Below are 12,052 nucleotides of genomic sequence, written 5' to 3'. Positions count from 1 at the left end.
GGGAGGCGGGTGCGGGCGAGGTGGGTGAGGATCGAGGGATGAGCGGTGGCGACGAGGTGGTGCGGCCCGAGGGCGGGGCGATGCGGGAACTGCTCCGGGCCGGCCCGGGCCCGGTGGACCTGGCGGCGATCGACCCCCGGTCGACGCCGGGGCTGCCCGCGGCGGCCGGGCGCGGCAAGGCGCGCAAGGAGTGGGCGCGCGGGCAGGTCGAGCTGCTCGGCGCGGAGCTCGGCCGGCAGCAGGAGATGCTGTACGCCTCCGCGAAGGGCGCCGCCGGTCCGGGCAGCGCGACGAGTGCCCCGACCCAGGCCGGCGCCCACCTGGCCGGCGGACGCCCGCGCCGGGTGCTGCTGGTGCTCCAGGCCATGGACTGCGGCGGCAAGGACGGCACGGTCAAGCGGGTGGCCGGCGCCATGAACCCGCTCGGGCTGCACATCCGCTCGTTCGGCCCGCCCACGGCGGAGGAGCGGCGGCACGACTTCCTGTGGCGCATCCGCCGGGCCCTCCCGCCGCCCGGCTACGTGGGCGTCTTCAACCGCTCGCACTACGAGGACGTGCTGATCGCCCGGGTCGAGGGCCTGGTCGACGAGGCGACCTGGCGGGGCCGCTACGACCTGATCAACGACTTCGAGCGGGAACTGGCCGACAACGCGGTCACCGTGGTGAAGGTCATGCTGCACATCTCGCGGGAGGAGCAGGGCGAGCGGCTGATGGAGCGGCTCACCGATCCCACGAAGTACTGGAAGTACAACCCGAGCGATCTGGACACCCGGGCCCGGTGGGACGATTACCGGGCGGCGTACGCCGAGGCGATCGCGCGGTGCGGCCCGGACGACGCGCCCTGGTTCGTGGTGCCGGCGGACCGGAAGTGGTACCGCGACTGGGCGGTGGCGCACCTGCTCAGGGAGACGTTCGACGGGTTGGATCTGGGGTATCCGCCTGCCGATTTCGACCTCGCGCGGGAGCGGGACCGGCTGCGGAGCGAGGGTGGCACGGGGCAAGGTGAACAACAGGTGAACGAGCGGTGAATCGGGCCTGACCAGGGGTGGGCCGGGCGTAGCCCGGTTCCACGGGGTACCTAGCATGCGCAGAGCAGACGCCTTCCGGGGCGACGGCCACCCTTCCACCGACACGACGAGGTCCGTGCTGTGAAGTTTTCCTTCCGCCCCACCGAGGGCGCCTTCTACGAGCTCTTCACCAGGGCCGCGCAGAACCTGGTGAAGGGAACCGAGCTGCTCAACGAGCTGGCTCTGCCGGGTGTCGAGGTCCAGTCGGTGAGCGAGCGGCTCACCGAGGTCGAGCACGACAGCGACCAGATCACCCACGAGCTCTACAAGAAGATCAACTCTACCTTCATCACCCCGTTCGACCGGGAGGACATCTACCGTCTGGGCTCGCTGCTCGACGACGTGATGGACCACCTGGAGGCGGTCGGCAACCTGCTCTACCTCTACGGCCTCACCAAGCTGCCGTCGCTGCCGCGCGAGATGCACGAGCTGGTGAACGTCCTCGACCAGCAGGCCAAGCTGACCGCCGAGGCCATGCCCCGGCTGAAGTCGATGAAGGATCTCGAGGACTACTGGATCGAGTGCAACCGCCTCGAGAACGACGGTGACCAGGCCTACCGGATGCTGCTGGTCCGCCTCTTCAGCGGTGAGTACGACGCGCTCACGGTGCTGAAGATGAAGGAGGTGGCCGACGAGCTGGAGGCCGCCTGCGACGCCTTCGAGCACGTGGCCAACACCGTCGAGACCATCGCGGTCAAGGAGTCCTGATCCTGTGAGTCCCGAACTCATCGCCGTGCTGGCGGTGATCGTGGTCGCCATGGCGTTCGACTACACGAACGGCTTCCATGACGCGGCCAACGCGATCGCCACCAGCGTGTCCACCCGGGCGCTGACACCCCGGGTCGCCCTCGCGCTGGCCGCCGTCGGCAACTTCGTCGGCGCGCACTTCGGCGCCGGGGTGGCCAAGACGGTCGGCGACGGGCTGGTCACCCTGCCCACCGGGATCGAGAGCCTGGGGGTGGTCTTCGCCGGGGTGCTCGGCGCGATCGCCTGGAACCTGATCACCTGGTACTTCGGCCTCCCGTCGTCGTCCTCGCACGCCCTCTTCGGCGGCCTGGTCGGCGCGACCCTGTTCGCCAACGACGGCGTCGTGCAGTGGGGCAACATCCTCGAGAAGGTCATCATCCCGATGGTGCTCTCGCCGGTGGTCGGCCTCGTGCTCGGCTTCCTGGTGATGCTGGCGATCCTGTGGCTGTTCCGGAAGGGCCAGCCCGGCAAGCTCAACCGCGGCTTCCGCTGGGCACAGACCGCCTCGGCGGCCGCCATGTCCGTCGGCCACGGTATGCAGGACGCCGCCAAGACCATGGGCATCATCGTGCTGGCCCTCTACACCGGCGGCTTCCAGGATTCCAAGACGCACATCCCCGGCTGGGTGTTCTGGACGTCGGCGGCAATGCTGGCGGCCGGCACCTACGCGGGCGGCTGGCGGATCATCCGGACGCTGGGCCGGAAGATCATCGACCTGGGCCCGCCGGAGGGCTTCGCGGCCGAGACCGTGGCCAGCGCCGTGCTCTACTTCAACGCCCTGGTGCTGAAGGCCCCGATCTCCACCACCCACACGATCACCTCGGCGATCATGGGTGTCGGCGCGACCAAGCGGCTCTCCGCGGTCCGCTGGAACGTGGCCGGCAACATCGTGATCGCCTGGATCATCACCTTCCCGGCCGCCGCGGCGATCGCCTGCCTGGCGTACCTGCTGGTCCGCCCGCTCTTCTGAGCGCCCGACGTCGAGGGGTCCCCCGCCGTGGCGGGGGACCCTCACGCGTAGGAGACGCCGATCCGGGCCTTGATGTCGTCGACCAGACCCATCAGTTCGAGGGTGGTGTCGTGCGGCACCAGCGGGCTCTCGATCAGCCCCGCCGCCAGGCAGCGCTGCACCTCGATGGCCTCGTGCTGGTAGCCGCCGCCGGTCAGGTCGGCCGGGATGGTCTCCGGTTCCGCGCCGGCCCGGTGCAGCACCGCCGCGCCCGGCCGGTAGAACGGCTCCGGCAGGTCCATCCGTCCTGTCGTGCCGGTGATCGACGCGGTGATCGCGGTGGCGCCGACCATCCCGCAGCTCAGCGTCGCCACGGCCCCCGAGTCCCAGCCGAGGACCATGCCGGTGTTCTCGTCCACCTTCTCCGGGCCCAGCTTCGCCCAGGCCTGGACGTGCTGCGGCGTGCCGAGCACGAGGTGGGCCAGGCTCAGCGGGTAGACGCCGAGGTCGAGCAGTGCGCCGCCGCCCAGCGTCCGGGCGCGCATCCGGTGCTCCGGCGGGAACGGGCCGGCCGCGCCGAAGTCCGCCCGGATGTGGGTCACCTCGCCGATGGCGCCGTCCCGGATCAGCTCCAGCACCCGCAGGATCAGCGGATTACATCGCATCCACATGGCCTCCATGAGGAAGAGGCCGCGTGCGCGGGCCGTCTCGACCAGCTCCGTGGTGGTGGGCAGGTCGAGCGTGCAGGGCTTCTCCACCAGTACGGCCTTGTCGCCGGCCAGGCAGGTGAGGGCCGCCTCGTGGTGCGCGGCGTGCGGGGTGGCGACGTAGATGACGTCCACGTCCGGGTCCGCGGCCAGTTCCGCCCAGGAGGCGTACGCCCGGGGGATGTCGTGCCGCCGCGCGAACAGGTCGGCGCTCTCCCGGGTACGCGAACCGACCGCCACCAGCTCGGCTCCCGGCGCCAGCCGCAGGTCCTCGGCGAAGCGAGCGGCGATGTTTCCGGTGGCCAGGATTCCCCAACGCGTCATGCCCGGCACGCTATCCCGGCACGCCGAATGGGCGGGCCGGAGATCCACCCGTCGGGAAGGCTCAGCGCGGTGCGCCGGCGGCGGCTGCTCGGGCGGCCCGCTCGATCGTCGCCCGCCGCGCCTCCCGGGTCGCCGGGTCGGGTTCCAGGTGCGCGTACTCGGCCAGGGCTCCGGTGGAGCCGTCGAGCTGTTCGCGCAGGATGTCGGCGTGGCCGGCATGCCGGCTGGTCTCGGTGAGCACGTGGACCAGGATGTTGAACAGCTTCACGTCCGGGCGCGGCCACCAGGGCACATGGCCGGGCGAGTCGACGGCGAGGGCGTCGATCGTCGCGTCCGAGTGCTCCCACGCCCGCCGGTAGCGGTCGACGATCTCCGCGCGCGTCTCGTGCTCGCTCGCCCACATGTCGGTGCCGTCGTCGTCGGCGTCCCACCGGGGCAGGGGCTCGGGGGACGGCCGGCCGAAGACCTCGCCGAAGTACCTGGATTCCATGATCGACAGGTGCTTGACCAGGCCGAGAAGGTTGGTTCCCGTGGCGGTCAGGGGGCGGCGTACGTCGTACTCGGACAGGCCGTCGAGCTTCCAGAGCACCGTCGCGCGCAGCGTGCGCAGGTCGTGGTGCAGGTACTCCTTCGCGAACTCATCGATCATGGGCCCCGACCCTGCCACGCACCGGCGCCGAGCGCAGCCCCGGCCCGTACCGCCGTCCCGCTGCCGAGCGCATGATCCATTGGTCGGGAACTAGGCTCGGGGCATGACGATCGACGGCTTCGCGGCGCCGCCCGCCCTCGTGGAGCACGCCCGCCGGTTCCGCGCCGAGGGCGGTGTGCCGGCCGTGCCCCGGGTCGCCGCCACCGTGCTGCTGCTCCGGCCGGCCGGCGCCGACTTCGAGGTGTACCTGATCCGCCGGGTGGCCGCCATGACCTTCGGCGGGATGTACGCCTTCCCCGGCGGCGGCGTGGACCGTTCCGACTCGCAGGCCCACCTGGACTGGGCCGGCCCGGCGCCGGCGGACTGGGGCGAGCGGCTCCGCCTCGACCCGGCGGCGGCGCAGGCGGTGGTCTGTGCCGCCGCCCGCGAGGTCTTCGAGGAGGCGGGCGTGCTGCTGGCCGGCCCGGACGCGGGGACCGTGGTGGGCGACGTGAGCGGGGACGACTGGGAGGCGGCCCGGCAGGGCCTGGTGGACCGGCGGACCGGCTTCGCCGACCTGCTGGCCGGGAAGGGCCTCACCCTGCGGTCCGACCTGCTACTGCCGTGGAGCCGGTGGATCACCCCCGAGTTCGAGCCGCGCCGCTTCGACACGTACTTCTTCGTGGCCCTGCTGCCAGAGGGACAGCGGACCCGGGACGTCTCCGGCGAGGCCGACCACACGCTGTGGCTGCGTCCGGCGGACGCCCTGGCCCGGGCGGAGGCCGGCGAGCTCACCATGCTCCCGCCGACGATGGTCACCCTCGGCGAGGTGGCCGCCGCCGGCGACCTGGCCGGTGTGGCCCGCGCGGCGGCTGGCCGCGACCCCGGCACCCCGGTCACCCCGCACCTCGACCTCTCCGACGCCGACGAGCCCCGCTTCCGCCTGGCCTGACCTCAGCCGGCCGCGCGGAGATAGCGGGCCGCGAGGGTACGCAGGAGGTCGGCCAGTTCGGGCGGGTCCTCGACGGTGAAGTCGAGATCGAGCACGCCGAGCCAGACCGCGATGGTCTCCAGCCGGTCGGCGCCGGTGTGCAGGAGGCAGGCCGTCTCGCCCGCCGGCTCGACGGTGCCGACGGCCGCGTTGATCCGCTCGGCCACCACCTCGGCGGGAGCGTGCACGCGCACCGTGGCCCGGTGGCGCCAGGCGGCCGCGGAGACCCCGTGCCGGACCCGGTCCACCACGTCGCCGGGCAGGTCGCGGGCCGCGAACCGGGGACCGGTCGGCGTGCGCGGGCTGATCCGGTCCACCCGGAAGGTGCGCCAGTCGTCCCGGGCCGGGTCGAAGGCCACCAGGTACCAGCGCCGGCCCCAGTTGACCAGCCGGTACGGCTCGACGTCCCGCCGGTCGGCGGTCCCGTCGTGCCGGACGTAGTCGAAGCGCAGCCGCTCCCGGTCGCGGCAGGCGGCCCCGATGAGGCTGAGCGTCCCGGCGTCCACGGTCGGGCCGGGCTGGTCGTGCGGGACCCGGACGGTGTGCGTGTGCAGGGCGGTGACCCGGCGGCGCAGCCGGTGGGGGAGCACCTGCTCCAGCTTGGCCAGCGCCCGCAGCGAGGTCTCCTCGATGCCGGCCACGCTGCCGCCGGCGGCCGTGCGCAGCCCGACCGCCACCGCCACCGCCTCCTCGTCGTCGAGGAGCAGCGGGGGCAGGGCCGCGCCCGCGCCCAGCCGGTAGCCGCCGACCGCGCCCCGCGTGCCGTGCACCGGGTAGCCCAGCGCCCGCAGCCGCTCCACGTCGTTGCGCACGGTGCGGGTGCTCACCGCCAGGCGGTCGGCCAGCTCGGCGCCGGTCCAGTCGCGCGGGGTCTGCAACAGCGACAGCAGGCGCAGCAGCCGCGCCGAGGTCTCCAACATTCTCCGGATTCTGCCAGCGCATTAGGAACGAGGCCTTCCTAATCGGTTCGTAGGCTCGGAGCATGGCTGACAACACCGCGATCGTCCCGTTCCGCATCGACGTGCCGCAGGCCGACCTCGACGACCTCGCCGACCGGCTGGCCCGGACCCGCTGGGCCGAGGAACTGCCCGCCGACCCCGACCCGGCCGCTCCCGCCGGTCCGGTCCCGCCCGGCTGGGAGTACGGCGTCCCGCTGAGCTGGGTGCGGCGACTGGCCGAGCGCTGGCGGACCACCTACGACTGGCGGGAGTGGGAGGCGCGGCTCAACGCGTACCCGCAGTTCACCACCGAGATCGACGGGCAGCGGGTGCACTTCCTGCACGTCCGCTCACCCGAGCCGGAGGCCACGCCGCTGATCCTCACCCACGGCTGGCCGGGCACCGTGGCGGAGTGGCTGGACGTGATCGGGCCGCTGACCGACCCGCGGGCGCACGGCGGCGACCCGGTCGACGCGTTCCACCTGGTCATCCCGTCCGTGCCGGGGTTCGGCTTCTCCGGGCCGACCCGGGAGCGCGGCTGGAACCGGCACCGGGTGGCCCGCGCCTGGGCCGAGCTGATGCGCCGCCTCGGCTACGAGCGGTACGGTGCGGCCGGCAACGACCTCGGCGCCTTCGTCTCCCCAGAGGTGGGCCGGGCCGACCCGGAACACGTGCTGGGAGTGCACGTCACGCAGGTCTTCTCCCTGCCGTCCGGTGACCCCGCCGAGCTGGCCGCGCTCACCGAGGAGGAGCGGGGCAAGGTGGCGTTCGCCGACTGGTTCGTGCAGCGGCGGGGCGCCTACGACAAGCTGCACTCGACCGAGCCGCAGAACGTCGCGCACGCGCTGGCCGACTCGCCGGTGGGCCTGCTCGGCTGGCTGGGCCAGCTCATGGGGGACCAGATCGACGCCGACCACGTGCTCACCAACACGACGATCTACTGGCTGACCAACACGGCCGCATCGGCGGCCCGCTACTACTACGAGGACGCCGAGGTGGTGCACCCGACGCAGAAGGTCAACGGCCGGGGCACGGCGGTGCCGGAGCCGACCACCGTCCCGCTCGGCCTGGCCAACTTCCCCTGGGACTTCCAGTCGATCCGCACGCTGGCGGAGCGCGACCACAAGAACATCGTGTCCTGGCACACGTACGACCGGGGCGGGCACTTCGCCGCCCACCAGGTGCCCGACCTGCTCGTGGCGGACCTCCGGCAGTTCTTCGCCGCGCTGCGCTGAGCCGGCGCGGACACGCCGAGGGCCCCGGTCGGGCTCGACCGGGGCCCCCGCGGACCGGGCTTGTCAGCGGCTCAGCCGAAGCGGCCGGTGATGTAGTCCTCGGTCTTCTTCTGGCTCGGGTTGCTGAAGATCTTCTGGGTGTTGTCGTACTCGATGAGCCGGCCCGGGTCACCGGTCTTCTCGATGGAGAAGAAGGCGGTCCGGTCGGACACCCGGGCGGCCTGCTGCATGTTGTGCGTGACGATGATGATCGTGAACTTGTCCTTGAGCTGGAACATCAGGTCCTCGATGGCCAGCGTCGAGATCGGGTCCAGCGCCGAGCAGGGCTCGTCCATGAGCACCACCTGCGGCTCGACCGCGATGGTGCGCGCGATGCAGAGCCGCTGCTGCTGACCGCCGGAGAGGCCGGCGCCCGGCTTGCCGAGCCGGTCCTTCACCTCGTCCCAGAGGTTCGCCGAGCGGAGCGCCTTCTCGGCCGCCTCCTCCAGGATCGACTTGCGCCGGACGCCGTTGAGCCGCAGGCCGGCCACCACGTTCTCGAAGATGCTCATGGTGGGGAACGGGTTCGGCCGCTGGAAGACCATGCCGATCATCCGGCGGACCGCGGTGACGTCCACGTCGCGGTCGTAGATGTCCTGGTTGTCGATGGTCAGGCTGCCCTCGACCCGGGCGCCCGGGAGCACCTCGTGCATCCGGTTGATCGACCGCAGGAAGGTGGACTTCCCGCAGCCGGACGGGCCGATCAGGGCGGTGACCGTCTTGGGCTCGACGGTCAGGTTGATGTTCTCGATCGCCTTGAACCCGCCGTAGTAGGCGGTGACGTCGGTGGCTTCGATGCGCTTGGCCATGGTGGTGGTACCTCCGGGGTTCATCGGCCGAGCCGGTTGCGACGGGCCAGCAACTTCGCCGCGACGGTCAGGACGAGGACGAGGGCGACCAGGGTCAGCGCCGCGGTCCACGCCCGCGCCGGCGAGTACTTCGAGGCCTCGCCGGCCTGCTGGTAGACGAAGAGGGCCAGCGACGACTGGTTGTTCTCGAACGGGTTGAAGTTGATCGCGGCGCCGCCGCCGGCGACGAGCAGCACCGGCGCCGTCTCGCCGGCCGCCCGCGCGATGGCGAGCATGATGCCGGTGACGATGCCGGGCAGCGCGGTCGGCAGCACGACCCGCAGGATGGTCTTCCACTTCGGTACGCCGAGGGCGTAGGCGCCCTCGCGCAGCGGGGCCGGCACGAGGCGGAGCATCTCCTCGGTGGAGCGCACCACCGTCGGCAGCATGAGCACGCTCAGGGCCAGCGCGGCGGCGAAGCCGGAGAAGCCCGGCCGGCCGTCGTTGAACCACGGCGAGACGACCAGCACCCAGAAGGCCAGCACGAACAGGCCGGTGACGATCGACGGGATGCCGGTCATAACGTCCACGAAGAAGCGGATGGTGAAGGCGAACCGGCCCCGGCCGTACTCGACGATGTAGATGGCGCACAGCAGGCCGAGCGGGACGGTGATCAGCGTGGCGATGCCGACCTGCTCCAGGGTGCCGATGATGGCGTGATAGGCGCCGCCGTTGGCGTCCCGGGCCCCGATGTTGTTCATCGAGGTGCCGAAGAAGTTGCCGTCCAGCCGCTCGGTGCCCTTGCTCACCAGGGTCCAGACCACCGAGGCCAGCGGCAACACCGCCAGCACGAAGGCGGAGTGGATGAGCGCGCTCCAGGTCCGGTTGCGGGCGGCCCGCCGGCCCTCCACCGCCTTCGCGGCGGTGTAGAGGCCGACCAGGTAGAGCAGCGCGGCGACGACCACGACGAGGACCGGGCCGCCGATGCCGGCGCCGTAGACGATGCCGGCCGAGACCAGCAGCGCCACGACGGCGATGGCCGGCGCGGCGTACGCCGGGAGTCGCCGGGCCCGCAGCGTGAGCGGCTGGGCCGGCGGCTGCGGGCGGTGGGAGGTGACGGTGGTGGTCATGCGGCCGACTCCGTGAACTCGCGGCGGCGGTGGATGATCGCCCGCGCGGTGATGTTGACGATCAGCGTGATCGCGAAGAGCACCAGGCCGGAGGCGATCAGGGCGCCCCGGCCGGTGTCGTTCGCCTCGGCGAACCGGTTCGCGATGTTCGCGGCGATCGAGTTGCCACCGCTCTGCAGGATGTTGAACGAGATGGCGTACGTGGAGCCGAGGGTGAGCGCCAGCGCGATGGTCTCGCCGAGCGCCCGGCCCAGGCCCAGCATCACGGCGGCGATGACGCCCGGCCGGCCGTAGGGCAGGACCGCGGTGCGGACCATCTCCCAGCGGGTGGCGCCGAGTGCGAGGGCGGCCTCCTCGTTGGCGTTCGGGGTCTGCCGGAACACCTCGCGGGAGAGCGAGGTGACGATGGGCAGCACCATGATCGCCAGCACCACCGAGCCGAGCAGGATCGAGCTGCCGTACGGGCCCTCGCCGAAGATCGGGATCCAGCCGAAGTACTTGTTCAGCCAGGCCGACAGGTCGGCGACCGGCTGGGCGAAGTAGTCCCGGCCCCAGAGACCGAAGACCACGCTGGGCACGGCGGCCAGCAGGTCGACGAGGAAGCCGAGGGCGTTGCCCAGGCGGCGCGGGGCGTAGTGCGACAGGTAGAGGGCGATGCCCAGCGCCACGGGCACCGCCATGAGCAGCGCCAGCAGCGAGCTCAGGACGGTGCCGAAGGCGAGCGCGCCGATGCCGAACTTCGGCGGGTCGTCGTTCGGGAACCAGCCCTCGAAGGTCCAGAAGGACTCGCTGTTCGCCCGCAGGGCCGGCACGGCCTTGGCGATCAGGAAGACCGCGATGGCCGCGATGACCACCAGGACGGTGGTGCCGGCGGCAAGGGTCAGGCCACGGAACGCGCGTTCCGCGCCGAAGGCCCGGGCCCGGGGCAGCCCACCGCCGCCACCCAGGCCGTTGTCGGGGATGCCAGGGATGCCGGAGGGCTCGGCCACACGCGCCGAGGCACCGGCGGGCCACTCGTGGCTCGTGGCCACGCGGGTCCCGCCGGTGCCGGCGTGCGCCGAGCGGTGAGGGGTGTCACCCATCTGCTCGCTCGCTTCGGTAGAGGAGGTGTGTGGTCAGTGCGTCAGGAGAGGCTCTTGACCGCGGTCTCGACCTTGGTGCGGACGGTCTCGGGCAGCGGGGCGTAGCCCAGCTCGACCAGCTCCTGCTGGCCCTCGGCGCTCGCGGCGTGGCTCAGCAGGCCCTTGACCAGCGGCAGCTTGTCGGCGGCGAGGCCCTTGCTGCAGACGATCTCGTAGGTCGCCAGGACGATCGGGTACGCCCCGGCCTCCTTGGTGTTGTAGTCGATCGACATCTTGAGGTCGTTGCCCTGGCCCTCGAACTTGGCCCCGGCGATGGTCTTGCCGGCCGAGTCGCCGGTCAGCTCGACGAACTCACCGTTGCCGTTCTTGACCTTGGCCATCTTCAGGCCGGAGTTCTCGGCGTAGGACCACTCGACGTAGCTGATGGTGCCCTCGGTGCCCTTGACCTTGCTGGCCACACCGTCGGACTTCGCCGCACCGACGCCGCCCGGGGCCTTCCAGGCCTTGGCGTTGCCGAAGGTCCAGTCGGACTCCGCGGTCTTCGACAGGTACTTGGTGAAGTTGTCGGTGGTGCCCGACTCGTCGGAGCGGTGCACCGCCTGGATCGCGGCCGACGGCAGCTTGGCGTCCGGGTTGTCGCCCTTGATCGCCGGGTCGTCCCACTTGGTCACCTTGCCGGCGAAGATCTTCGCCAGGGTGGCCGGGCTGAACTGGAGGTTGTCCGCGCCGTTGACGTTGTAGACGATCGCGACCGGGCCGATCACCATCGGCAGGTTGAGGGCCTGGCCGCCGCTGCACTTGGCGTCGGCCTGCGGCTGCTCCTCCGGCTTGAGCGCGGAGTCGGAGCCGGCGAAGTCGGCGGTGCCGGCGATGAAGGCCTGGATGCCGGCGCCCGAGCCGGTGGGCTCGTAGTTGATCGTGGTGCCGGAGCACTTCTGCTGGTACGCCTTGATCCACTCGGCCATGGCGTTCTTCTGCGCGGAGGAACCCTGCGCGTTCAGCGTGCCCTTGCCGCAGTCGACCGCGGCAGCGGAGCCGGAGGCGGAGGTGCCGGTCGGCTCGTTGTTGTCCGAGCCACAGGCGCTGAGACCGAGCACCGCGGTAAGAGCGAGGCAGGCAATGGCGCCGTGCCGCTGGAGCTTCACCTGAGGGGTTTCCCTTCACGTCTTTGTCAGGTCGCCCGGTCTCCCGGGTGCCGGCGCTGACCGGCTGAAAGGAAAGGTAGAAGTGCCAGGTAGACGGTTCGCCGGTCGGAAGTGAACGGCAGATGAACAGGCGCGGCCGGCCCGGTGGCCGTAGCCTGAGGGCGCGTTGTCCATTTCGTGAACTGGCGAGCCACTATCGCTAATAGTGCGATTTTTCCGGGCACCCGTTATCCGGCCGAGTCCACGGCGTGATGCGGCCGTGACCGCCGTTCTTCGGGGGCC

At 71.6% G+C, this 12,052-nt stretch carries 12 protein-coding genes; 5 read left to right on the top strand and 7 right to left on the bottom strand.

From position 1 onward, the window contains the following. Nucleotides 1–38: 38 nt before the first annotated feature. The 3 genes from GCE86_RS23230 to GCE86_RS23220 all read left to right on the top strand — a co-directional run bounded on the left by GCE86_RS23230 (nucleotide 39) and on the right by GCE86_RS23220 (nucleotide 2,784). Nucleotides 39–1,028, top strand: a complete 990-nt coding sequence (locus GCE86_RS23230) for a PPK2 family polyphosphate kinase (protein WP_154228891.1) — start codon at nucleotides 39–41, stop codon at nucleotides 1,026–1,028. 120 nt (nucleotides 1,029–1,148) lie between these two features. After that, nucleotides 1,149–1,775, top strand: coding sequence for a DUF47 domain-containing protein (locus tag GCE86_RS23225; protein WP_091267422.1), 627 nt, complete (start codon nucleotides 1,149–1,151; stop codon nucleotides 1,773–1,775). 4 nt (nucleotides 1,776–1,779) lie between these two features. Continuing rightward, nucleotides 1,780–2,784: an inorganic phosphate transporter gene (locus GCE86_RS23220; RefSeq protein ID WP_154228890.1), complete on the top strand. Its 1,005-nt coding sequence runs from the start codon at nucleotides 1,780–1,782 to the stop codon at nucleotides 2,782–2,784. 41 nt (nucleotides 2,785–2,825) lie between these two features. Here the strand turns inward: GCE86_RS23220 and GCE86_RS23215 are convergent, their stop codons facing one another. Further along, entirely contained in the window at nucleotides 2,826–3,794 is a 969-nt protein-coding gene (locus tag GCE86_RS23215) for a Gfo/Idh/MocA family protein (protein ID WP_154228889.1), read from the bottom strand. 61 nt (nucleotides 3,795–3,855) lie between these two features. Beyond that, nucleotides 3,856–4,443 carry a DinB family protein gene (locus GCE86_RS23210; protein WP_154228888.1) on the bottom strand — a complete coding sequence of 196 codons (588 nt, stop codon included), beginning with the start codon at nucleotides 4,441–4,443 and terminating at the stop codon, nucleotides 3,856–3,858. Nucleotides 4,444–4,546: 103 nt separating this feature from the next. On the opposite strand from GCE86_RS23210, the gene GCE86_RS23205 reads away from it, so the two are divergent. After that, nucleotides 4,547–5,374, top strand: a complete 828-nt coding sequence (locus GCE86_RS23205; protein ID WP_154228887.1) for an NUDIX hydrolase — start codon at nucleotides 4,547–4,549, stop codon at nucleotides 5,372–5,374. 2 nt (nucleotides 5,375–5,376) lie between these two features. Here GCE86_RS23205 and GCE86_RS23200 read toward each other — a convergent pair whose 3' ends face one another. Then, on the bottom strand, nucleotides 5,377–6,333 hold the full coding sequence (locus GCE86_RS23200; protein WP_154228886.1) for a helix-turn-helix transcriptional regulator: 957 nt from the start codon (nucleotides 6,331–6,333) through the stop codon (nucleotides 5,377–5,379). 62 nt (nucleotides 6,334–6,395) lie between these two features. On the opposite strand from GCE86_RS23200, the gene GCE86_RS23195 reads away from it, so the two are divergent. Continuing rightward, the gene (locus tag GCE86_RS23195) at nucleotides 6,396–7,586 is read left to right on the top strand and encodes an epoxide hydrolase family protein (protein WP_154228885.1); all 1,191 of its coding nucleotides are present in this window, start codon (nucleotides 6,396–6,398) and stop codon (nucleotides 7,584–7,586) included. Nucleotides 7,587–7,657: 71 nt separating this feature from the next. On the opposite strand, the gene pstB is transcribed toward GCE86_RS23195, so the two are convergent. From pstB to pstS, 4 genes are read right to left on the bottom strand one after another with little or no spacing between them, the layout of a single operon-like run. Continuing rightward, entirely contained in the window at nucleotides 7,658–8,434 is a 777-nt protein-coding gene (pstB, locus tag GCE86_RS23190; RefSeq protein ID WP_091267442.1) for a phosphate ABC transporter ATP-binding protein PstB, read from the bottom strand. A 20-nt stretch (nucleotides 8,435–8,454) separates the two neighbouring features. After that, entirely contained in the window at nucleotides 8,455–9,543 is a 1,089-nt protein-coding gene (pstA, locus tag GCE86_RS23185; RefSeq protein WP_154228884.1) for a phosphate ABC transporter permease PstA, read from the bottom strand. Continuing rightward, nucleotides 9,540–10,625, bottom strand: coding sequence for a phosphate ABC transporter permease subunit PstC (gene pstC / locus GCE86_RS23180; protein WP_154228883.1), 1,086 nt, complete (start codon nucleotides 10,623–10,625; stop codon nucleotides 9,540–9,542). The genes pstA and pstC overlap by 4 nt, the downstream gene beginning before the upstream one ends. A gap of 41 nt (nucleotides 10,626–10,666) precedes the next feature. After that, nucleotides 10,667–11,770, bottom strand: coding sequence for a phosphate ABC transporter substrate-binding protein PstS (gene pstS / locus GCE86_RS23175; RefSeq protein WP_154228882.1), 1,104 nt, complete (start codon nucleotides 11,768–11,770; stop codon nucleotides 10,667–10,669). Nucleotides 11,771–12,052: the final 282 nt, after the last annotated feature.

The organism is Micromonospora terminaliae, assembly GCF_009671205.1.
Lineage (GTDB): Bacteria > Actinomycetota > Actinomycetes > Mycobacteriales > Micromonosporaceae > Micromonospora > Micromonospora terminaliae.
Note: the sequence above shows the minus strand (reverse complement) of the source record. Positions and strands in the feature narration are given on the sequence as shown.